Annotated in this window: 17 protein-coding genes; 9 read left to right on the forward strand and 8 right to left on the reverse strand. The window is 42.4% G+C overall.

All coding sequences use genetic code 11. From position 1 onward, the window contains the following. The 4 genes from PX482_RS11720 to PX482_RS28085 all read right to left on the reverse strand — a co-directional run. The coding region (locus PX482_RS11720; protein ID WP_288122469.1) for a Txe/YoeB family addiction module toxin at positions 1 to 204 on the reverse strand (204 nt) is incomplete at its 3' end. Then, on the reverse strand, positions 183 to 434 hold the full coding sequence (locus PX482_RS11725; protein WP_288024270.1) for a hypothetical protein: 252 nt from the start codon (positions 432 to 434) through the stop codon (positions 183 to 185). The genes PX482_RS11725 and PX482_RS11720, both read right to left, overlap by 22 nt. Positions 435 to 689: 255 nt before the next feature. Further along, positions 690 to 869, reverse strand: a complete 180-nt coding sequence (locus tag PX482_RS11730; protein WP_223212949.1) for a PEP-CTERM sorting domain-containing protein — start codon at positions 867 to 869, stop codon at positions 690 to 692. 52 nt (positions 870 to 921) lie between these two features. Next, positions 922 to 1,116, reverse strand: coding sequence for an IS1/IS1595 family N-terminal zinc-binding domain-containing protein (locus PX482_RS28085; RefSeq protein WP_423251347.1), 195 nt, complete (start codon positions 1,114 to 1,116; stop codon positions 922 to 924). A 273-nt stretch (positions 1,117 to 1,389) separates the two neighbouring features. Here PX482_RS28085 and PX482_RS11740 point away from each other — a divergent pair, with 273 nt between their 5' ends. Further along, complete coding sequence (locus tag PX482_RS11740; RefSeq protein WP_002757158.1) at positions 1,390 to 4,410, forward strand: plasmid replication protein, CyRepA1 family; 3,021 nt, start codon at positions 1,390 to 1,392, stop codon at positions 4,408 to 4,410. Here the strand turns inward: PX482_RS11740 and PX482_RS11745 are convergent. Together PX482_RS11745 and PX482_RS11750 are read right to left on the reverse strand one after the other, a co-directional pair. Continuing rightward, positions 4,407 to 4,898, reverse strand: a complete 492-nt coding sequence (locus PX482_RS11745) for a GNAT family N-acetyltransferase (RefSeq protein ID WP_002757157.1) — start codon at positions 4,896 to 4,898, stop codon at positions 4,407 to 4,409. The two genes, PX482_RS11740 and PX482_RS11745, sit on opposite strands and share 4 nt — an antisense overlap. An 82-nt stretch (positions 4,899 to 4,980) precedes the next feature. Continuing rightward, a complete protein-coding gene (locus PX482_RS11750) occupies positions 4,981 to 11,118 on the reverse strand; it encodes a translocation/assembly module TamB domain-containing protein (RefSeq protein WP_288122464.1) in 6,138 nt (2,045 codons plus the stop codon). A 457-nt stretch (positions 11,119 to 11,575) separates the two neighbouring features. On the opposite strand from PX482_RS11750, the gene PX482_RS11755 reads away from it, so the two are divergent. The 4 genes from PX482_RS11755 to PX482_RS11770 all read left to right on the forward strand — a co-directional run bounded on the left by PX482_RS11755 (position 11,576) and on the right by PX482_RS11770 (position 17,131). Then, complete coding sequence (locus tag PX482_RS11755; protein WP_002757153.1) at positions 11,576 to 12,766, forward strand: DUF3747 domain-containing protein; 1,191 nt, start codon at positions 11,576 to 11,578, stop codon at positions 12,764 to 12,766. A 346-nt stretch (positions 12,767 to 13,112) separates the two neighbouring features. Beyond that, positions 13,113 to 14,642 (forward strand): glucose-6-phosphate dehydrogenase, encoded by a 1,530-nt coding sequence (gene zwf / locus PX482_RS11760; RefSeq protein WP_002736082.1) that lies wholly within the window; start codon positions 13,113 to 13,115, stop codon positions 14,640 to 14,642. 289 nt (positions 14,643 to 14,931) lie between these two features. After that, a complete protein-coding gene (opcA, locus tag PX482_RS11765) occupies positions 14,932 to 16,287 on the forward strand; it encodes a glucose-6-phosphate dehydrogenase assembly protein OpcA (RefSeq protein WP_288122465.1) in 1,356 nt (451 codons plus the stop codon). 259 nt (positions 16,288 to 16,546) lie between these two features. Further along, a complete protein-coding gene (locus tag PX482_RS11770; protein WP_147071604.1) occupies positions 16,547 to 17,131 on the forward strand; it encodes a Uma2 family endonuclease in 585 nt (194 codons plus the stop codon). Between the two features lie 132 nt (positions 17,132 to 17,263). Here the strand turns inward: PX482_RS11770 and PX482_RS11775 are convergent, their stop codons facing one another. After that, complete coding sequence (locus tag PX482_RS11775; protein WP_002757146.1) at positions 17,264 to 18,472, reverse strand: phosphoglycerate kinase; 1,209 nt, start codon at positions 18,470 to 18,472, stop codon at positions 17,264 to 17,266. A 163-nt stretch (positions 18,473 to 18,635) separates the two neighbouring features. Between PX482_RS11775 and PX482_RS11780 the strand changes: the two genes are divergently transcribed. From PX482_RS11780 to PX482_RS11790, 3 genes are all read left to right on the forward strand, one after another. Next, the gene (locus tag PX482_RS11780; protein WP_002757143.1) at positions 18,636 to 19,046 is read left to right on the forward strand and encodes a universal stress protein; all 411 of its coding nucleotides are present in this window, start codon (positions 18,636 to 18,638) and stop codon (positions 19,044 to 19,046) included. 432 nt (positions 19,047 to 19,478) lie between these two features. Next, entirely contained in the window at positions 19,479 to 19,961 is a 483-nt protein-coding gene (locus tag PX482_RS11785) for a photosystem I reaction center protein subunit XI (protein WP_002757141.1), read from the forward strand. 57 nt (positions 19,962 to 20,018) lie between these two features. Continuing rightward, positions 20,019 to 20,135: a photosystem I reaction center subunit VIII gene (locus tag PX482_RS11790; protein ID WP_002737043.1), complete on the forward strand. Its 117-nt coding sequence runs from the start codon at positions 20,019 to 20,021 to the stop codon at positions 20,133 to 20,135. 190 nt (positions 20,136 to 20,325) lie between these two features. On the opposite strand, the gene PX482_RS11795 is transcribed toward PX482_RS11790, so the two are convergent. Further along, the gene (locus PX482_RS11795) at positions 20,326 to 22,527 is read right to left on the reverse strand and encodes a hybrid sensor histidine kinase/response regulator (protein ID WP_002757139.1); all 2,202 of its coding nucleotides are present in this window, start codon (positions 22,525 to 22,527) and stop codon (positions 20,326 to 20,328) included. Between the two features lie 396 nt (positions 22,528 to 22,923). On the opposite strand from PX482_RS11795, the gene PX482_RS11800 reads away from it, so the two are divergent. Continuing rightward, positions 22,924 to 23,838, forward strand: a 915-nt coding sequence (locus PX482_RS11800; RefSeq protein ID WP_288122467.1) for a cobaltochelatase subunit CobN, incomplete at its 3' end; no start/stop codon positions are given.

The following is a 23,838-nucleotide window of genomic DNA, read 5'->3' on the forward strand; positions in this document are numbered from 1 at the left end:
AACTAGGCGATGTTCTTTTGTAATGCGTCGTGACCATAATCCTGATAGTTCATGTTTTAATGCTTCTGGTTTTCCTAATCCAGAAAAAGGCTCTCTTTGAACATCTTTAATAAGGCTGACAATTTTAGCGTCAACTTTTTTATCTGCGATCACCCATTGGTTAAACTCATCAAAACTTCGGGTTAGAAAGGCGACTTTCCTGATAAGTTAGCAGCATCTACATAAATATAACTATCAGGATTTTTAAGAGATTCTCTTGCCTCTTGGAGATGTTGACGGTTAGCTTCTGTGGAAAGCAGATAGTCTGTTTCATCCATTTCAGCAGCTTCTTTAATCAATAAAATCGCTTCGACCACTGTTCCTTCTGGTAAGTCGAGGGGAGGTAAACTAAGTTGACCATTTTTGATGATTGTTTGGTATTTCAGTGCATTCATATAATTTTACTATTCTTGAGATTTTACTAATTATAGCAGTTTCAACGATAACTTGGCTCTTCTCGTTTCTGTATAGTCTTACCTCGTTGCCAGGGTATCCCTTGCAACGCATTTCCAGAGGTTCTAGCTTTTGTGTAACCCATCAGGGAAGGGAGGGATATCCTCCCCTTTCTCGTGCCAATGTAGAACCTTGGCACGAGACAAAAGGAATAGGATCAAGGTTATTTCTGTCCCTTTTTCTTATTTTTGCGGGACTTATTTTTTCTGACTATTCTTAGCAAGTTTCCGCCGCAAGCCGGTACCGAATCCGATAACGGTTACTAAACCTAACATGGCTAGAGGTTCAGATTCGGGTACGGGTACGGCTACGGTACTCACTATTAAATCATCAAAGGCAATATCAGAACTATCGTTAGGAGTCCCAAGTATTCCCAAAATCTCAAGAGTGCTTTGACCACTGGTTGCCGTGAATGTGAAATTACCCGAGCTATTGATCCCAAACTATTAATTTTTTGTTTTCGTTAGAGACGGTTTTATTACTAGGATTAATTACAAACTGACGACCACAATCTTTACCCTTACGTTTTGGTTTGCCATTATGTGTAGAACCATTTTTGATGGTATGGCAAGAACCCCATTTAGGACAACGAAATATTGAAGCTTGTGAATCTTTACAACTCAGGCTAGATAAGCAAGAGAGCTACGCCACTACTATCGGATCACTACCGGCTGAGCTCACCGTCGAAGCCTGATCTCACGGCCGAAGCCTGTCTCCTGTCTCCTTTTGCACGACTACTTAACTTTTCGATAATCTAAGACAAGAGTGGATTAAAAGTCAAATTTCCTCCGAGAACCTCTGAGAGAGTAAAATTTATCTTTTCGCTATTTAGTGGCTTACCGCTAGAATAATAGGACAAAAACGCTATATATAGCGTCTAGCCAGTAGAGGACAAGGATGAAATATTTAGAAGAATGGCGTGGTAGCGGGGTGGACGCGGAGTTAATCCATCTCAATGTCACCAGTTTAGCGGGGTTATCTCCCAGTGAATACCTACTCTACTCCCAAGAATTACCGCGACGCAATGATGGCAGGGTTAGGGATAGTATTCTCAAGCGTTATGAACATACCAGTCAAGGCGGTTGGTGGTGTTCAGGAATTGACTTATTAACTGGTAATTATGACCTTTGGGGCTGTTTTAAGCCCGATTTTCCCCGTTTAAGCTTCGATAAGGCTAAACCGATTAAGTACGAACATCCCCCCCAAACCCCTACGGGAGTCTTTGCTTTGCGGGTTCCCCTGAAAATTTGGCAAAGGATAGCCCAGTCTATCAGTATTAATATTTTAACTGAAGAAGTGGATAATAAGCAAGAGGATCTCGGTTTTTGGTCTTGGGTAATCAAACATCCAGAGATACCTATTTGTCTTACGGAAGGAGCGAAAAAAGCGGGGGCATTACTAACAGCAGGTTATGTGACAATTGCCTTACCAGGGATTCACAATGGTTATCGTACTCCCAAGGACGAACTAGGTAGGAGAATCGGCAAATCTCATCTAATTCCGCAGCTGGAAAAATTAGCTAATTCCGGACGAAAGATTTATCTAGTTTTTGATCAAGAAACTAAACCAAAAACCCAACAAGCGGTTAATTTAGCTTTACAGAGAATGGGTTATCTATTCAGTCAGGCTAACTGTGAGGTAAAGGTGGTTACTTGGGATGCTGCTGATGGTAAAGGGGTGGATGATTTACTAATCAATCGAGGGGAAGATTACTTCCAACAAGTCTATCAAAAAGCTACCTCTTGGGAAATTTGGAAGGCAGCGAGTTTAAATAGTTTAACTCTCCCACCTCATCTAGAGTTAAATAGCCGTTACTTGCCAGATATTGCCATCCCTACATCAGCGCAGTTAATGGCGATTAAATCGGCTAAAGGTACGGGGAAAACTGAGTTTTTAGCCAAGATAGTTAAACAGGCTATTGCCAATCAACAAAAAGTTTTAGTTATCGGTCATCGGGTGAAACTGGTGGAGGAGTTATGTCAACGCTTTGGTTTAAACTATATCAGTCAAGTTAGGGACAATCCTGCGGCACAAATTTACGGTTATGGTTTATGTATTGACTCTCTCCATCCCCAATCACAAGCTAAATTTCAAGCGGAAGATTGGCGAGAAGCTATCATTATTATCGATGAGATCGAACAGGTTCTATGGCATGGGTTAAATGGGGATACTTGTAAAACTAATCGTGTGGCAATTTTAAGATCCCTAAAGTCCCTGCTGCAAACTGTGGTCAGCAGTGGGGGCAAAGTCCTAGTTGCCGATGCTGATTTAAGTGATATTTCCCTAGAATACTTAACTTCTCTAGCGGCGATTAAACTAGAAAATTTTTTAATTAGTAACGATTGGAAACCTAATTATAAGGAAGCTTGGCGAGTTTATAACTACTCTGATAATACTCCCCAACAGCTAGTTAATGATTTAGTCAAACATATTAAAGAGGGAGGAAAACCTTTTGTTTGTCTGTCAGCACAAAAGTTAACCAGTAAATGGGGGACAATTACCCTAGAATTTTATCTAAGAAAGCAATTTCCCCAGAAGAAAATTTTGCGGATAGACTCAGAGTCATTGCAAGATTCTAGTCACGCTGCCTATGAGGCGATTGGCAATTTAAATCAATTGTTGCTTAACTATGATATAGTTCTAGCTAGTCCTGCGATCGAAACGGGAATTAGTATTGATATTCAGCAACACTTTACCTCGGTTTGGTGTTTAGCACAGGGGATTCAAACTCCCACTTCTATCGCTCAATTTTTAGGGAGAATTAGAGAGAATATTCCTCGTTATATTTGGTCAGCAGTGTACGGATTTAATCAGGTGGGCAATGGTTCCACTTCTATCCCCAAACTTCTCACCTCTGGACACCGACTAACGGAGGTTAATATTCGCTTATTACACCAGTCAGATTTAGAATCTCTGGAGGATTTAGATACAACTTTTCAAGCGGAATCTCTCCTCTGCTGGGCAAAAATGGCTGTGCGAGTAAATGCTTATATGCTTAATTATCGTCAGTCAATTCTAGGTATTTTACAAGCAGAAGGTCATAGAATTAAAGAACGGAATCAGGAAGAAGAACTAGAAATAAATAATCAGTTAACGGCAGCAATTGAGGAAATTAGGGAACATAATTATCGTTCTGAATGCGAGGAAATTGCCAGCGCAGACGAGATCACGGAATCAGAATATCGTTGGCTAAAAAAACAGTTAATTAAGTCAGTGAAAGAAAGGAGAATTATCAGGAAATATGACCTATACAAACGCTATGGAATCCCCGTCACACCGCAATTAGTGATTAAAGATGATCAGGGATGGTATCAAGAACTACGCCTACATTACTTTTTGACAATTGGGCGACAATTTTTGTGCGATCGAGATGCTTTAATTGCCCGTAAACTGATAGAATCAGGTCAGGGAAGTTTATTTATTCCCGATTTTAATGGTAGTCAATTAGGAGTGATTATCGGGACGTTAGAAGTGTTGGGAATTCCCGTATTATTAGCTAACCCTGAAAGAGAATTAACTAATCATGATGCCGATTTACAAAAAATGGCCGAAATCGCCATTAAAAACCGCAACGAGATTAAAACTATCACCAAGATTAACCTCTCTAATACTGCCCGTCCTCTGACGATTATTCGTAATTGTTTGAACTTGTTAGGTTATCAATTAACCAGCAAGGGCAGCCAGAGAATTGCTAAAAAATCTCTAAAAGTTTATCAGATTGTTGCCCCTCAGGATGGGAGAGAACAAGTGTTTCAACAATGGTTATTTAGAGACGAAAAATGTGCGGGAAGTTCTGAGATTTGGTATGAGGACTATCTCTTTTCTCTCACCCAGAAACCATCTCTAGGCGAATCAGAAAATGCTTATATTCAATTAAGTCTAGAATTTAGTCTAGCTATGGAGAAATTGCCTATTTAAGCGACTTTTTTCCCTAAAATGACCACATCAGCCAGAAAATCGTCTAGAGCGGCAATTTGGGGTAAATAACCCCATCGTTGAAAGCCGAATTTTTCAAAGAGACAAATACTGGCTTGATTGTGGGCAAAAATAATACAGATAAGATTAGATATACCCAATTGGGGACAGCGCTCCAAGGCATATTCTACTAATAATTTACCGATTCCACGACCTTGATAATCGGGGGCAATATATAAACTAACCTCTGCCGTTTTTTGGTAAGCGACACGACCATAAAACATCTGTAAACTCAGCCAACCCACCACCCGACCTTCGATCGCTATTACCCAGATGGGATACTGTTCAGGATCGTGCTTTTCAAACCATTCTCGCCGACTTTCGAGGGAAATAGGCTTTAAATCTGCGGTTGCCTTGCGAGTGGGAACAGCAGCATTATAAATCTCGATAATTGTTGGTAAATCTGTTTCTTTAGCCTCGCGAATAATCATAGAATATCAAGTAAGATGAAGTATAACCTAATTTTCCCTTGTCTCCTAACTTCTGAATTATGCTATATCTCTCAATCTTACTTTAAAATTGGGTTTGATAGCGGACGGTAAACTCATTCAAATTGTAATCGTAGGAGAAGCGGATAAAAGACTGGGAATTAACTCGATAGACGGTTTCCAAATTGGGAAGAATATTAAAATCCGTTGCTCCGATCGCATTACTAACCGCATTTTCCACATCATACACGACTCCTTGGGCTAAGAGGGGAATTGCCAACTGAACCACTCCAAATTGAATTAATTGTTCCGTATTTTTCCCCTGTAAACCATTAAAAACCGACAGCAATTGTTCCCCCAAAAGTCGAACGATTTCCCCTTGGCTGCGGGGGGGAGTGCTGGTTAATTTAACTAGGGGAGTATTAAGCAATCCCTCATCTTCACCTCTAGCAAAAGCCACTGCTTGTAAACAATTAGCAGCTTTTTGTAATTCTGTATCTGTATAGTTTTCCTCTAGGGGAAAAGGTGGACTATCGGGACGAATTTGGCACACTTCATTGATATTACGTCCTAAATTTGGTAGCAAGCGGTTTAATTCCCCTTCAACGCTGAGGGTGACATCAATCCTTTGAATGCGATTGAGGCTATCATCGGGAATTTCATTACTAGGAAAATCCCCCCCTGGACGGGAGATAGCAAAATCACGAGATTGAGAAAATTCGCTGAGAATTGTTCGCAGTTGAATATCAACAAAGGGATTAAAAAGTCCCAACCCGCGACTAGAATCGAAAACAATAACATTTTGATTGCGTCGGTTAAGAAGAAAACGCGTATCGATGTAACTAACCCGTCCTCGATCGAGATTAATCACTCCATTGGTTTGTAATTTCTCTAGTGGAGTGAGCGGACCGTTCAAGGTTAAAGCACCACTAAAATCAAATTGATACAAAGGTTCTTGTTCGATGGATAATCCCGCTAAAGACACTTGGAAATTATTTAAAACTGGAGTAATATTTGTCGTCTGAGGAATGTTGAGAGGCTGCAACCAGCGACTCACCGGTTTATCCGTTTCTTGATTAATTTCTGGGGTGCGAGGAAGAAAAACTTTACCCCTAGAAAGACGCACATTCCCCCCGATAATTGGTTGCTGAATTGTTCCCGTTACCATGGCATTCCCAGCAATTAATCCCCGATAAAGGCCATTAATTGCTATATCTCCCTCTTGAATATTAACTGTTAAGGGATTAGGATTATTTTTGATGGCTTGAAAGAAAGGTAAAACTCCCACCACAGAAATTTGTCTGTCAGCGATCGAGCCTTGTAATTCCTCTACTGTTAAGTTTTCAGGGGTTAACCCAATGCGGCCATTTACGGTTAAAATCTCTGGAAAAGCAACACTGCGGATAGCGGCATTATTGAGAGTAACTATACCATTTGCTTCTAAATCTTTGATTTTTAAACCCTCTTTTATATCTAATCTTCCCGTCGCTGAAAGAACTACCTCTCCCTCACCGTTAACCCATTCGATGGCGTTTTGACTGATAGCTTCAATTAATTTGATTGCATCGGTTCCCAATTTTGCTTGGATTTTTAATTGATCATTACCCGGTAAGGGAGGATAGGGAATGCTGGCATAGAGTTGGATTGATTCGGAGGAGGTTGTCCGCAAATCAAAACGATACTGGTTATAGGTAAATAAACCAATTATATCTTGATTAATATTTTGGGCATTAATTGCACCGTCAATAAAGGCAAAATTACCCTGAATACGAGGATTTAATAAAGTTCCTGTAATTTGTCCTTGAGTTTTTAGACTACCGGACAAATCTAAGGGAAACTGCACAAAATTTCTCAAGAGATCGAGAGAAAGATTTTCCACGGCAAAACTTCCCTCTACTTTTTTTAGGGAAAAATCACCCGCTAAAAATACGGAAGAATCTCGTGATTTTAATCTAATCGGTTCTATCCTGAGCAACTGACGATTTAAGTTAAGATTAATTGTTACTTCATCAATAGGAATTAATTGGGTATCGGTGGTGACAATTCCCAGAGGGTTAACAATATTTACCGTCGGTCTTTGGGGTCGCCATTCCCATCTACTGCCCTGAAATTTTACGCTAAGATCGGGATTTTTTAAAGTCCCAGTTAAGGCTATATTTGCTTGATAACGGCCGCGAAAATCTAGTTCAGAAGGTATCCCGACTACCCCTCTTTCCCTTGCTAATTGCTGGATTATTTCTTCAATTTTTGCCCGCAAATTTACCTGTTGTGCTAGGGAAGCTTCGGGATTACCTACTCCTAGGGGACTAAGTTGAATAGCCTGGTTACTCTCGGAGGAGAAAAGGTTGATTAAACTGGTTAAATCATAGATACTAGCAACTGATAATAAATCTTGAATATAACCTTGATCTACCCTGAGTTTAGCTTCTATTTCCTGGGTTTGCCAATTAAATAAACCTTGCAGATTATATTGACTGGCACCCGCTTGTAAACTACCTTCTTGCAGTTGAACTATGGAATCCCGATAAACCAAATTTGCCGTTAATTTTTCCCCAATTAAGTTACCTAAACTAGGTCGGTTAATCTCTAGTTGTCCCTGTCCCTGTAAGTTAAATAAATTGATGTCTAGATTAGCATTCACTTGTCCAGCAATAATCCCCGGAACATTGTAGGCTGCCGTGGGAGATATTTTCAGGATTTCTAGGGGAAAATCGGCAATCTGAACATTGAAATTTTCGCCGCTTCGTTTAGCTGTTGCTAGAAAAGGAGTTTTATTTCCAAAAGCTTGGCGAATATTTATCCCTAAGGGAAGATAGGGCAGCAGACAATTATTTTGTTGACAAGGATCGAAAGTTAGGTCAATAATGTCCTGATTTCCCCGCAGATTTAAACTAATATTTTGACCGATTCCTGCTTGCATACTTCCTTTTAAGATAGGTTCAAAGGGTCGATCATTAATGCTAAAATTCGCTAAATTTATATCTCCTTTGATTTGTATATTTCCCACTTTTTGCCAAGCAGTTAAGAGATTTTTTCCCGTGATTTGTCCTTGAAATTCTCCGCTCCCTGTCAGTGTCGATTCTCTGGGTTTCAAACGAGGATCGATCGGTAAAAGCGATATAATCTGAGTTAGCGGTACAGTAGCAAGGTCGGTTTTTGCCTGTAGATTTAAGTTAACCTCAGCGATATCGGGTTGACTGATAAGATTAGCTAAAAGAATATTTCCTCGCACATTAAAGCTATTTTCTCCCCACTGTGCCGAAAGATTATTAACCTGAATTGGTGTTACTCCCTGCCAAATTTCTTTAATATTTCCCGCTAAATTGGCACTAAAATCTAAGTTAGGAATCGAGATTGATTTTATTCCTGGCAATTGCCCCATTAGGGCAGCGGGATCAAGATTAGCGGCAATAATATCACTTTGCCAGAAATTATTATTCAGTTGTGCCTTAGCTTTAATCTCTCCTTTAGCTACATTAATACGAGAGTTAAAAACTACTTTGACACTGCTTAAGTTGAGTCGTTTTTCTAGCAGAGAGTCGAAAATAGTTTGGGCATTTCCTGTCGCTTGAAACTTCGTTTGGTCAATATTCAACGCTAGGGGAACATTAGTCTGAAAACGCTCTAAGCTACTGAGAATATTAAAAATACCGTTGTTTAACTGAATATCAGTATTAATCGGATTATTATCCACTAACAACCGAGTATTTACCCTAGCATTGACGGTGGACAAATTAGGGATTTTTCCCGCTAGTAAATTATTGATTGCACTGGTGAAATTGACTTGGGTTTTCCCTAGACTAACAGGAATATTTATATTGGGTAAAAACGGATTTAAGTTAATGCCAGCCGTATTAACTATACCGCTTAAAATACCTTGTTCCAGTTGGGTTGTCGTTCTCAGGGATTGATTATTGACAAATAACTGTATATCCCCCTCTCCGCGCCAAGTTTGTAAATCCGTTAAAGTACCGCTAATCAGAGCATTTATTCTGCCAGCAAAGCTGATTTTTGCCCTGCCTAAACTAACGGGAACTGTTAAATTTTCCACTAGAGGATTGAGACTAATTCCCCCAGTGTTGACTGTTCCTGTCAGAAAACCTCGATTCAGTCTGGCTGTGGCAATTAAAGGATTATTATCTACTAATAACTCCATATTCCCTTGACCTTGCCAACTGCTGAAAATATTATTTTTATTATTTAGTAATTCTCCTAAATAACCTTGTAAATTAATTTGCGATTGCAGTAATTTAACCTGGGTTGGTAAGTTAGGCAATAGGGAATTAATCGGCAATCCCGCTAAGAAAGCGTTAGCCTGAAGATTTCCTTGCAATACTTGACTATTGACTGAAATTGTGCCTTGTTTACCGCTAATTCTTAAGTTAGCAACTCCGTTTAAAGTATTAATATTAAGTTGGTCAATTTTGCCACTAACTTGAATATTAGCTGTCTCTAAATTTAAGGGTTCTAAGGTTTCTAGGTAGGGGCAAATGCTATCTAAATATTGACAAACAAGAGGCACAAAAGGAGTCAATAAAAAGTTATTACCCGTGATTTTTCCCTGGACTAATTTGCTAGTAAAATCACCATTACCATTAACCTGTAGTTTGCCGCCATTTGTTTTAATGACCGTATCGGTTAAATTTATTTTGTTGCCCCCTAAAAATACTTTACCCTCCCCGGCAACATTGATTAATCCTGACTGATTAACCCTGGGTATTTGCCAATTAATTAATAATTGTGGCAGTCCTAAACTACCCCTAGCTTTAATATTAGCTTGCAGATCGTTTATATTAATTTTAGCGGGAATTGTTGCCAGTTGAGATAAAATTTTTCTCGTGGGAAAATTGGCTTGTAAATTCAAATCAATCGGCATTTTGGTCCCGTCAAGAGGTTGATTTTTTTGCAGGGATTGCAGAATATTTAACTGCAATTTTCCTTCTCCTTTAATTTCTCCACCTGCGACGGGTTTAATTTGAATTTTATCTAAATTAAGACGATTGAGATTTGTTTGAAAATTACTGGTTATTGATTGAATAGGAATTTGCTCAAAAATAATCGGTTTGCTGTTGCTAACAGTTCCTTTAATTAGAGGTTGATCTAGTTTTCCCGTCACTTGAAAAGTAGAGCGTGCTTCTCCCCGTAAATCTAGAGGTGATTGCAGATAAATAATTCTTAAAAGTTGTTGTAAATCCACCGATTCTAGAGCGACATTGAGATGATAACCAGTTTGCCAATTTACTTCTCCTCTCACCTCAGTTTTAATCTTGCCAATACTTGCGTTCGCCTGTTCAACTAATACTTTATCTCCCTGTAAATTTAACTTAGTTGTTAGCTTAATTGGATACTGAAAAGGTTGGAATTTTCCCGCTACATCCGTCACCTGAAAATTACCATTTCCTTCGGTTTGATTTAGCTTTGCCCAACTGGGAATATTGAGAGCAATATTGGCATTTACTTGTCCTTGATTGAATTGGAAATTGCGATTAGGAATTAAAGTTAATAGTTCACTTAAATTTAAACGATCAATCTGAAGATTAGTTTGACTTTCACCCGTTTTTAACGCCGTTTCTCCTTGAATTTTTACTTGACTTTTGAGGATTTCTGCGCTAAGATCGTAGGTGAGAGGTTGCCTTTGATTATCAAGAAATCTTCCCTGACCATCGGCTTTAATTTCTATCGGTTTTTTCAGGGTATAGGGTTGGATAGTAATAGCTGCCTTCTCCACCTGAACACCCAGATTTAACTTAATAGGTGCCTCCCGCTCAAAGTTACTAGATATTTTTTCTAAATTATCGAGCCATTGACCATTTTTATCCTGATCGAGATAAATACTGGGATTAATTAACTTGACATCAACCGGCAGCGGCAGACCTAAAAGTAAGGGCAGCGGATTTAATCCCAATTCGATCGCATCAATAGATAAACTATCAGCAGAATTGGCCGTAGCTGGAATTTCCGATTTACCGATACGGATGCGATTAAAATAAAAGCCCTCTATCTTACCTACCCTGACGGGTCTATGCAGCATTTCACTGAAGATATTATCTAAAATTGGGGTGAGACGTTCATAAACTAAATAACGAGTCGTAAAATAGCCAAGGGAGGTAATTCCTAGGAGAGTAATTCCCCCGACAATTAAAGTAGAAGGCCGGCGTAAAAATCGACCGATACTCAGAAAAAGATTAGGACGAGAAGAAGGATCGCCAGGGGAGTTACTCATAATTGTTTACCTCACACACACCAAAGAAAGGGCAACGGCTCACCAGAGCTAATAAACTATGATAATTCACCGCAGCACTGATAGCCCTCAATCGATTAATTGCCATTTTTTAGGCAATTATTGGGCTTAAATCCTGTGAGGAAGTCAAGGGATGCGGTCAATTAAAAGCCTCTCTCCCCATCTTAGCCTAAGACTCGAATGGCTGGCTAAAATTTTCAACAATCCGCCAAAATCTGCCTAGCTTCAACAGTCAACCGAATTAATATTGATCACCCCACCAGTTCAAGCAGAATATTGCTCGGATCAATAGGTTCGGAAATTGAAGATTGAGAGAAAACTTGTGCGGACAGACAACAATCCGGCGCAGTCTGGAACAACAACCAGAAGTATTCAGTCTTAGAATATTGGGACTAGCACGTCTATTTTTACTGCAAAAAGCGTCTTATAGATAAAGATTATGAAAGCCAGATTATCGATCGCCCTAACCGCCCTAATGACCTTGGGCATAACTGCCACACCAGCGGCCAACTTTGACGAACAGGACATCGAGCAGACCCAGGTAGTAGCGATCGCTCGTCCCTACGGAGGTAATAAATTTGACCTGCTAGTATTGGAACAAATTCCGGGAAAACAGAAGTGTTGGAGCGAAAGCGGCTCAAATCCCGTCATGATTGACCCGCTGCTCCTCAACTTTGACTTTACCGGCATTTGTCGCCGCGCCACTGATAGTAATGGTTATTCTATCCGTCTCGATGGCCGGGATTTTGGGCTAGATTACATCCTGCGTATTGTGGAACGCAATGGCGAATTATACTTAGTGGGAACTCCCCGGGATGCGCGCAGACCGGAATTAGTGGTGGGAAGAACCCGAGGAATGCAAACAGGATTTATGAAAATTATCCTCGAACCGGGTTGGAGATTTAGCCGTCGTACCTTTGAAGGCAAAAGTTTAGGCCACTTCTACTTTAGCGGCAAAGAAGCGGAAGTTCTCGCAGCCACCGGCAGACCTCCCCTCAGCGAAACCACTCCTCCCCCCAGTTCTGGGTCTAGTTTTCAGGATATTAGCGGCGATATCTATAAAACTGAGATTGAAAAAGCGATCGCGCTTGGGGTAGTGGCCGGTTTTAAAGAAGATAACACCTTCCGCCCCGAAAATCCCGTCACCAGGGAACAATTCGTCTCGATGATTATTGAAGGGATGGGAACTGTCACCAAAATTAACCTAGAAGAGATTCCCCCCGGCAGCGGCAGTTTTAACGACGTAGAAGCGACGCGCTGGAGTGCCAAAAAAATCCAATGGGCCCGGGCCAATGGTATTGTTGCCGGCAAAGCTAACGGCGAATTCCGTCCCACCGACCCCATCACCAGGGCCGAATTGATGGCGATTCTCAAACAGGCCGCCACCTACCTGAAAACTCAGCAAAAACAAGCCCCCGATTTAGCCCAAACTAAAACCCCCGTCAATTTTTCCGATACTTCCGGCCATTGGGCCGCCAGTTTAATTACCCAGATGTCGGGATTTTGCGGTGTGGCCTCTCCCTTGAACGAACGGGGTAGTTCTTTTGTACCAAACGATCCCGCCCGTCGTAACTACGCAGCAGCCGCCATCGTCCGTACCCTCGATTGTGTTAAAACCGCCAAAAAATAAGTAGGGTTTGCGGCAAAAAGTTTTTCTTAGGGTTAGATTGTGGGGTTTTACCCATTTTTAGGAGGTCAATTACCTAATTTTCAGGGCAAAAGTCCCCCAATTTTCCCCCCGCTCACTCCCAGTCCCGGAACTTTTTGATCTCAAAAAGGCCTAGGCACTCATGCAAAAGGAGGAATCAATAATCAGTCTTTAATAACCAGATTTAGTATGATTACTGGTCACTGATTACTGATCACTGATTACTGATTACTGATTACTGATTGTGGTTGTTAATTTTTACTTTAGGTATGCCGTCGGGTATTCTCGCTAGACTGGAAAATAATGCACCTCGGCTAGACAAAATCCTATGGTAAAGCTGCTCGAAAATCCTCTCCGAGTGGGATTGCGACAAGAAAGAACCCCAGAACCCCTAATTTTAGTCATTTTTGGGGCATCGGGAGACTTAACCCAAAGAAAACTGGTTCCTGCTCTCTATCAACTGAAACGGGAAAGACGACTACCGGCCGAATTAACCATCGTTGGTACAGCGCGCCGAGAGTGGAGTCATGATTATTTTCGCCAACAGATGCGCCAAGGCATCGAAGAATTTTCCGACGGGATTGGCAGTGAGGAATATTGGCAAGACTTCGCCCAAGGGTTGTACTATTTCCCCGGCAACATGGACGATCCGGAAAGTTACGCCAAAATGAAAGTTTTTCTGGAAGAATTAGACGGAATCCGGGGAACCCGTGGCAATCGAGTCTTTTATCTAGCGGTTTCTCCTAATTTCTTCCCTCCCGGTCTTAAAAACCTTGGCGCGGCTGGAATGCTGAAAGACCCAATTAAACACCGGTTAGTGATCGAAAAACCCTTTGGCAAAGATCTCAGTTCTGCCCAAGTTCTCAATCGAGTCGTACAAGAGGTTTGTCAGGAGAACCAAGTTTATCGCATTGACCACTATTTAGGCAAGGAAACCGTCCAAAACTTATTGGTGTTCCGATTTGCTAACGCTATCTTTGAACCCCTCTGGAATCGTCAATTTATCGATCACGTCCAGATTACCGTGGCCGAAACCGTGGGAGTGGAGGAGCGGGCCGGATATTACGAAAAATCGGGAGCTTTGCGCGATATGGTGCAAAATCACCTGATGCAGTTATTCTGCTTGACGGCCATGGAAGCGCCCAACGCTATTAACGCTGATAGTGTCCGCGGCGAAAAAGTCAAAGTCCTGCAAGCGACTCACCTGGCCGATATTAATAACCTGGAAAAATCCGCCATCCGCGGCCAGTATAAAGCCGGTTGGATGAAAGGAAAACCCATTCTGGGCTATCGGCAAGAACCGGGGGTTAATCCGGAATCGACCACCCCCACCTACGTGGCCATGAAATTAATGGTAGATAACTGGCGTTGGCAGGGTGTCCCTTTCTATCTGCGTACCGGTAAACGTCTGCCGAAAAAAGTTTCCGAGATTGCCATCCAATTCCGCCATGTGCCGTTATTAATCTTCCAATCGGCAGCCCAACAAACTAATGCAAATGTACTGAGTATGCGAATCCAGCCTAACGAAGGTATTGCCCTCCGTTTTGAGGCGAAAATGCCGGGGTCGGAATTACGCACGCGCACGGTAGAAATGGACTTTAGTTATGGTTCCTCCTTCGGTGTCACCAGTGCCGATGCCTATAATCGCCTACTTTTAGACGCTATGCTAGGAGATCAAACCCTATTTACCCGTTCTGACGAGGTAGAAGAAGCATGGCGCATCGTTACTCCCGCTCTCGCCGCTTGGGACGCTCCCGCCGATCCCGCCTCCGTACCCCAATACGAAGCGGGTACCTGGGAACCCACAGAAGCGGAATTTCTCCTTAACCGCGATGGCCGTCGTTGGCGAAGACTCTAAAACAGTGAACAGTGACCAGTAATCAGTGAGCAGTAAACAGTGAGCAGTAATCAGTAAACTAAAAACTCACATCTGATAACTGATAACTCACCTCTGATAACTGGTAACTGAATCACTGATAACTGATAAGTGGGTGGGTGAAATTAAATATAAGATGAACGTAGGTTGGGTTGAAGCATGAAACCCAACGCCCGCATGGGTTACGCTACCGCTAACCCATCCTACAAATAATTGTGCCTCCCTACTTAACTGGTAACTGATAACTGATAACTGATAACTGATAACTGACATGACCACCCAAAGCCCCCCCATTGTCGCCCTGCAAGCACCGAAAGATGTTTCCATCGATGTGATCGAGCAGGAACTGCGCGATATCTGGCAATCCTATAATGATAATGAGGATGGTATGGCCGCCACCCGGGCCACCACCTTTAGCTTTATTGTCTATGAACCCGACGCAGTACAGGAATTGTTAACCCTTCTCGGCTATTACACCGGCCCGATTGATGGTATTGCCGGTCCCCGGACTCACGCCGCGATCAAAGTCGCCCAGAAGGACCTAGAACTAGAAGTAACTGGGCTTTCTAGCGATGAATTTGTCGCTCGGTTAAGGGCGGCCTGGGAAGCGGAAAAAAACGCCGAGGACGGGGCTAATCATCGTCAATACGCCGCCGATTTGGATGCGATTGGGGTCGCAGATGCGATCGCTGCTTCCAATCCCTGTCGCATTATTACCCTCTGTCCCACCGCCGAGGCCGATGAAGGGGTGAAAGCCTCCGTTTCTGCCTATTGTCCCGTTAACAAACGTAGTCAGAACACTTTAGTTTGCTGTGAATACGTTACTTTAAGCGGTACAGCGGAAGCTTTGGAACGAATTGGCGGCATTATTTCCGAGTTAACTATTCCCAGTTTGCCCAAATTTCTCTGGTGGAAAGCCAGTCCCGACGGCGAATATGGACTATTTAAGCGTTTGGCCAGTCAATGTGATACGATTATCGTCGATTCCAGCACTTTTCGGGAACCGGAAACGGAACTGCTGCAGGTGGGGGATTTATTAGCAACAGATGTACCATTAGCTGACCTGAACTGGAGTCGTCTCGCCCCTTGGCAAGAACTAACCGCCGAGGCTTTTGATCCACCGGAGCGCCGGGATGCTATTCTGGAAGTCGATCGCATCACTATTGATTACGAAAAGGGCAATCCTTGCCAAGCTTTTATGTTCCTCGGTTGGATGGCCAGCCGGTTACAATGGCGACCGGTGGGATATAGTCACCGGTCGGGAGATTACGCTATTCATCGGATTAGCTTCCTCGGTCAGGACCAGCGTTTAATTGAGGCGGAATTAGCCGGTGTTCCCGTGGCCGATTGGGGTGAAGTACAAGGAGATCTGATTAGTATTAAACTCACTTCTACTAATCTTCAGGCTGATTGTTGTACGGTAATTTGTTCGGGAACTACTGGCTGTATGCGGATGGAAGCTTCGGGAGGGGCCCAATCTTGCCGCGTTGAACAAGTGTCCCATCTGGAAGACCAAAAAACAGAAACTCTGCTAGGTAAACAGTTACAGCGTTGGGGCCAGGACGTGCTTTATCAAGAAAGCATGAAAGTCACTAGCGCTATCCTCAAATTATCCCAACCGGATTAGCAAATTAGCAACAATAATCCCACCCACTTTGGAGAGACCTTGTTAACAAGGTCTCTCGATATTTATCCGGCAGTCAGCACCTGATTAAAACCGATAATTATAAGTAGGTAGGCGTTAAAAATTATCAGACACCCCCCTTATCAAGGGGGGCAGGGGGGATCGAACCTAAAATCCATTTTTAATTTAATTATAACCAGCTACTTACCTTTTCAGAAAACAGGTTATCATAAAAACAGAGCTTTGCTTTCAAGGGGGCAATATGGTCGCAACCACTGAGAAACGCTACACAGTCGCAGAATACTTTCAACTAGAGGAAACTGCCACCGACAGACACGAGTATCGAGATGGAGAAATTATTATTATGACTGGGGGAACTCCTAACCATAATCGCATTGCCTTGAATTTCTGTAGAAAATTTCCCTTAACTATCCAGAATCAAGCCTATGATATATTTATCAACGATCTACGCTTGGCCATACCCGCCTATAATATGTACACCTATCCCGATATTATGATCGTTAAGGGAGAACCAATTCTTGAAAGAGGACGCACCGATACGATTACCAATCCACAGGTTATTATCGAGGTTTTATCAAAATCTACTCAAGACTATAATCGGGGTGATAAGTTTAAATTTTATCGCTCTCTTAATAGTTTTGAAGAATATATTTTAATCGACCAATATGGTTATTATATAGAACAGTTTCATAAAAGAGGCGATCATTGGGCATTCCGGGATTATCACGATCAAGAAGCGATTTTAACTTTGTTTTCTCTAGATTTTCAAATATCCCTGACAGATTTATATCAGCGGGTGGATTTTACCGCAATTGAAGTATCCTAATGACTCAACTATTTTTGCAGCAAAAGTCCTGGTATGATTAACTCCCAATCCAACTTTAAAAACCCACTCCCTAATTCATAAAAAAAGGCAGGCCAGGACCCACCTTGTTTAAACCTGAGATATTAGCGATAATTAGGCTTCATCGAGGGCGGCAATACCGGGTAAAACCTTACCTTCGAGTAATTCCAAACTAGCGCCACCACCGGTGGAAATATGGCTCATTTTTTCCGCCACTCCCACTTTTTCCACCGCCGCTACCGAGTCACCACCACCGATAATGGTAGTTGTACCCGTAGCGGTTAAATCGGCTAAAGTGTGAGCGATCGCATCTGTACCCGCCGCAAATTTATCGAACTCGAACACCCCCATCGGGCCATTCCAGAGGACAGATTTACAGTTAGATAAAGCTTCTTGGAAAACTTTAACTGATTCAGGTCCGATATCCAATCCCATCCAACCATCGGGAATATTTTCGACCTTGACGATTTGGGACTCGGCATCTTTATCGAATTTATCCGCTAACACCACATCGGTAGGAAGGAGGAATTCCACTCCTTTTTCTTTAGCTTTCGCTTCCAGGGATTTGGCTAATTCCAGTTTGTCCTCTTCCACCAAAGACTTACCAACACTTAAACCGCGGGCCTTGTAGAAAGTAAAGATCATACCGCCACCGATGAGCAGTTTATCGCACTTTTCCAATAAAGTTTCGATCACGCCAATTTTACTAGAAACCTTAGAACCGCCGATAATCGCCGCTAGGGGACGTTGGGGAGTTTCAATAGCTGCTTGTAGGTAGTTTAACTCTTTTTCAATCAAATAACCCGCCACCGAGGGGCTGAGATAGTGGGTAACGCCTTCCGTGGAAGCGTGGGCGCGGTGGGCGGTACCAAAAGCATCATTAACGTATAAATCGGCATTAGCGGCTAATTTTTTGGCAAAATCGGGATCATTTGCCTCCTCTTCACCGTGGAAACGCAGATTTTCTAAAAGGGCCACTTGACCGTTAGACATTTGGCTAATCGCTGCCGTGACTCCCTCACCAATGCAATCGGGACACATGATTACTTCTTGGCCCAATAATTCCGAGAGACGTTTAGCCACAGGAGTCAGACGCAAATTTTCCTTAACTTGACCGTCGGGACGACCCATGTGGCTGCATAAAATAACCTTAGCCCCTTTTTTGATTAAATCCTCAATGGTTGGTAGTGCCGCCCGAATGCGGGTATCATCGCTGATTGCCCCGGTGGCTTTGTCCATGGGAACGTTAAAATCGACCCGGACTAAGACCCGTTTGCCCGCTAAATCAGCTTCTGTTAAATTCGCTACTGTTTTTTTTGGCACAGCCCATAACCTCCTAGATTGCTTACCGTACAATAAAGATTAAATCAGGGTATCGCTACTTGCGGCAATTACTTTGACAAAGATTATTTCAGATTTGGGGATCAGTTTTGCAGTTCTAAGACTGATTTGCCCAGAAAAATTTGATTGGAGAGACTTGCTAATTATGTTTGAGACGATTTTATTTCCCATCGACCACAGCCGCGAAAGTCGTGACGCGACCAGTAGTGTGATCGAATTAGTCAAAATCTTTGACAGTCGTTTGATCCTGTTGTCGGTGGTGGAAACGACACCCGCCGGAGAAATTGCCCCCGACGATAAGATGAGTTCGATCGAAGCGGTGGATAGATTGTTACAATCGGTGCGGGCGATTTTTGCCCAAGCTGACATCACTGCGGAAATGATTGAACGGGAGGGAATACCCTCTTTTGTCATCTGTGATGTGGCCGATGAAGTTAATGCCGACCTGATCGTTATGGGTTGTCGCGGTTTAGGATTAACCAGCGAAGGTGTGTCCGAAAGCGTCACCACCAAAGTTATTAACCTTGCCCCCTGTCCAGTGTTGATTATCCCTTAATCAGTGAGCAGTTATCAGTGAGCAGTTATCAGTGAGCAGTTATCAGTGAGCAGTTATCATACTAAATCCAGTTATTAAAGACTGATTATCTATTCCTCCTTTTGCCTCTTGCCCCCCCGACGTCGGGGGGGTTGCCTCTTGCCTATCCTGATATGTCGCCTATACTCAACGGATTTAGTATCAGATGTGAGTTTTCAGTTCACTGATTACTGTTTACTGTACGGCTACGCCGTGCCTTTGGCAACACTGAAACAAGGCTCCCCATCTCCCCCGTCTCCTGAGAGAAATGTAACGAATTGTGAGAGTTTCAGCCGTCAACCCTTGAAAACTCGATCGATGGGGTTGCTTGAAGTAATTCTTAGGCCTAAAGTGTAATCTTAAAGTTTTATGATCAATTTTCCTGTTGATCGGAAAAAGGAGAACTCAAACACAATGGCTGAAACTGGATACAAACAGGTGGTGACACCCTACAATGATGATCCGTTCATTGGTCATCTAGCTACCCCCATTTCCGCTTCTGGTTTTACCAAAGCTTTTATTGGTAACTTACCTGCCTATCGTCCCGGTCTAGCTCCGATTCTGCGCGGTCTAGAAGTGGGTATGGCCCACGGTTATTTCCTCGGTGGTCCCTGGGTTGTCCTGGGTCCCCTGAGAGACTCGGAATATGCCAATCTCGGCGGCTTAATCCCCGCTTTGGCCATGGTTCTCTTGGCTACGGGTTGTTTAGCTAGTTATGGTCTTGTCTCTTTCCAAGGTAAGGCCGCTAGTGGTGATCCGCTGAAATCCTCCGAGGGTTGGAGTCAATTCGCCGCCGGTTTCTTTATTGGTGGTATGGGTGGCGCTTTTGTGGCCTATTTCCTCCTAGAAAATCTTGGTGTCGTTGATGGCATCATGCGCGGGGTTTTTAATCAATAATTAACCCTTGTTCTACCTGATTATCATTTCCTTATTTTTTTACTAGGAGCATTTGACATGACTGGTGCCTACGCAGCTTCTTATCTGCCTTGGATTTTAATCCCGATCGTCTGTTGGTTAATGCCAGCCGTGGTTATGGGTTTGTTATTTATCTATATCGAGAGTGAATCCTAATTTAGTCTAGGATTCCTACAATTAAGGACTTGAAAATTAGCTATTTGATAGTTAGTTTTCAAGTCCTATTTTCTGAGGAAAAAGGAAAAGTATTGACCAGATGAAAATTGGTAAAACCCCACACCCTACACCCCACAACCCACACCCCACACCCTACCCGCACCGAAAAACTTTTTGCCGCAAACCCTACTTATAAAGCGGTTAGATAGCGGATTTTTTCCAACAATAGGGAGGGTTGAATCGGTTTGAGGAGATAGTCGTCAATGCCATGACGACCGAGAAAATTAACGCTGATTTCAGGGGTATCATTCAAGATTAGCACTTTACTGGCTTGAGTTTGGCTAGATTTTTTTAAAAGGTGACAGAGATGATATATATCGGGCATTTTTCGATCGACAATTATAATACTTGGCTGCACGATCTCAATTTTTTTGATAGCGGAGACACTATCGATTAACCAAATAACTTGATAATGTGCCACCATCAATAACTCACAAATAAGATTGGCAATTTCTTCGTCACTTTCAATTAAAACTACAGTGGGATGGTGGTGATTAAAATGGGGATTATTATCCGAGGGTTGGCGCTGGGATTTGGGGGGCTTTTGTTGAGGTAAACGGACGGTAAAAATGGAACCTTTATCTAAGCAAGATTCTACCTCGATCGTGCCGCGATGCAGTTCCACTAATTGTTTAGTTAAGGCCAATCCTAATCCCATACCACCATAACGACGTTTACGAGAGCCATCCAACTGGGTAAATTTTTCAAACAGAAGCGGTATTTTTTGAGCAGGAATGCCGATGCCCGTGTCTTCTACCTGAAAAATGACCTGACTGCCTTCTTTCCACAGTCTCAGCGTGATAGCACCCTGTTCGGGGGTAAATTTCAGGGCATTTTTTAACAAGTACAAAAGTATCTGCTGAACTCGATCATAATCGGCATAAAAATAATGCTCTTTTTCGGTAATTTTCATCTCTAAAATTAGATTAATTTCTTTAATTTCTGCCTCTGTTTTGATAATTTCTAAAACATGATTACAGAGATATTTTAGCGAAAATTGTTTAATATCTAAAACAGCTTTTCCTGCCGAAACTTGCGAGAAATTAAGCAAGTCATTGATTAATTCTAATAGTTTATTGCCGTTATCCTGAATAACTTTTAGATATTGTTTTTGTTTGTCGGGAGGTAAAAAATTACTAGCTGCCGAGCATTTTTGCAGGGTACTGGACAAACCGATAATACAAGTTAGGGGAGTTAATAACTCATGACTCATATTATTTAAAAATTCACTTTTGCAGAGGTTAGCGGCTTCTGCGGCCATTAAAGTATCTTGTAATTCTTGGGTTCTTTCTATTACCCGGCGTTCAAAAATATCTTTTTGTTCCTGTACTTGAGAATATAATTGCGCTTGATAGATAGCGATGGCGAGATGTTCACCAATCTGACCTAAAAATTTCTTTTCTTGCGGCAACCATTGGCGTTTTTCTTGACATTGATGGGCAATTAATAAACCCCACAATTCTTCTTGTACCACAATCGGGGCGATTAATTTTGATTGCACTTGGTGTTGTCGCAAAAATTCGGACAAACAGAAGGAAGAAGAATAGTTAACATCCACATCATCCACAGCCAGAATTAATCCTTGACGGTACTTTTCTTTGTATTGGGGAATATAGGAAAAACAATCGTCTTCGGGGGTTAAATTTAACACCGAATTTATCTGGTCAGAAATGCGCGACTCGGAAGTTATTTTTCCCTTTACCTCACCGGTACTGGGGAAAAATTGATAAATTAACAATCGGTCCACTTGCAGAAACTCCCGCGCTTCCCTGACTACGGTTTCCAGAATCACCGGTAACTCCAGACTCTGACGCATTTGCGTGATGACTTGGTTTAATAATCTTTCCTGTTGGATTTGTTGGGATAGGGCAGCTTCTACCGGTTGACAAACGGAGAAGATGCGGGAACAATCTCTATCAGCAGACGGAGAAGAAATTATCGAGAGAATTTTGACTAAAATTTTATTTTGAAAACTGCTGACATTAATGGATAGAGGCAGATTTAAAATTTGATAACCCTGCTGAATTTTTGGGTTGTGGAGAGACTTGACAGCCAGTCCTTGCAGAAAATTTTTAATCGTGTTCGCTTCAAAACTAATGCGGACTTCGTACTGAAAATTATTCCCTTGGGGACTGGCTAACAATAAAGCTTGTAGGTCAGTGGAAAGCAAGAGTTGATAGATTTCTCCTGTCTGTGGGGGAAGATCTCTTTCACTTAGACTAATCCTCGGTGCTGTCACCTGTATTGCCAACTGTCCCCACCAAGAACGAATTTGTTCGAGGTGAGTAGATGACAACACTTGACAGCAAACATAAGCGGGAGAAGCGTTCATTTATCATTTATCAGTTATCAGTTATCAGTTATCAGTTATCAGTCATCAGTTATCAGTCATCAGTTATCAGTTATCAGTTATCAGTCATCAGTAAGGTGATGGGGGGACTGGGGACTGGGGTTTGGTCAAGTTTTCTTATTCCCTATCCCCTACTATTCCCCAATCCCTATTCTTAACAGTGTTTCTCATAAGTGGGAAATGTAACCTAATTTGATATCAACTCCTGACGACCGACCACTGGCTCCCCAAAACGAAAACTTCGCACCTCACCATTAAGATAACTGCTATAAATTGCCGCAGACAGATATAATCATCTCTATCTACCTAAGAATGATCCCTCGATCGAGACCCTGATTCTCAAAACCTAATCATTATTTAACCTGACTCTCAAAACTTATGCATCGTATTGCTCCCCAAGCGGGTGGTTGGACAGCAGATACCGAAGGGGTGATTATTATTGACCAAAATCCGGCCCCGATTGTTCTCCTCACCATGGCTGATACCGATATTCAAACTCTAGCGGCAGCTATCGACCATCTACCCGATAATTTTCCCGCAATTCGCGCCCTCAATTTATCGCAGTTACAGCAGCAATACAGTATCGATAACTATGGGGACAAGGTACTATCCCAAGCAAGAGTGATTATTCTTCGCTTATTGGGGGGACGTGGGAGTTGGTCCTACGGATTGGAAGTAGTTAAGGAAATTGTCGAGGACACCGGTGCGACTTTATTTGTCCTCCCGGGAGAGGATAAACCGGATTTAGAGTTGATGAGTCATTCCACTGCTTCCCTGACTACTGTTAATCAGTTATGGTGCTATTTCACGGAAGCAGGGATAGATAACTGGATTAATGCTGCTAAATTTATCGCGCATACCTGTCTCCATCTCGACTATTCTCCCTCTCCTCCTAGGGTTGTCCCTAGGTGGGGAATCTATTCCCAGATAACCCTATCCCAACCCCAAGCACGGACTTGGATACTTTTCTATCGTTCCCATTATCTCGCGGGTAATACCAAAGCTATCGATGCTTTAATCAGCGCTTTCACCCAAAGAAATATGGAAACTGTCCCCATCTTTCTCTCCTCTCTCCGGGAAATTGAAGTGCAAGAGGAACTATTAACCCTCTTTTCCCACCATCCCCCAGACCTAATTCTCGACACCACTAGCTTCTCTATCCAACGACCGGAAGACAAACAAAATCATCACTTCTGGCAGTCCCTCAATAAACCCATCTTCCAAGTTATCCTCAGCAGCAGCAGTTTAGAAGCTTATCAACAGGGTTATCAAGGTCTTTCCCCCCGGGATGTG

The organism is Microcystis sp. M53602_WE12 (genome assembly GCF_030065455.1).
Lineage (GTDB): Bacteria > Cyanobacteriota > Cyanobacteriia > Cyanobacteriales > Microcystaceae > Microcystis > Microcystis aeruginosa.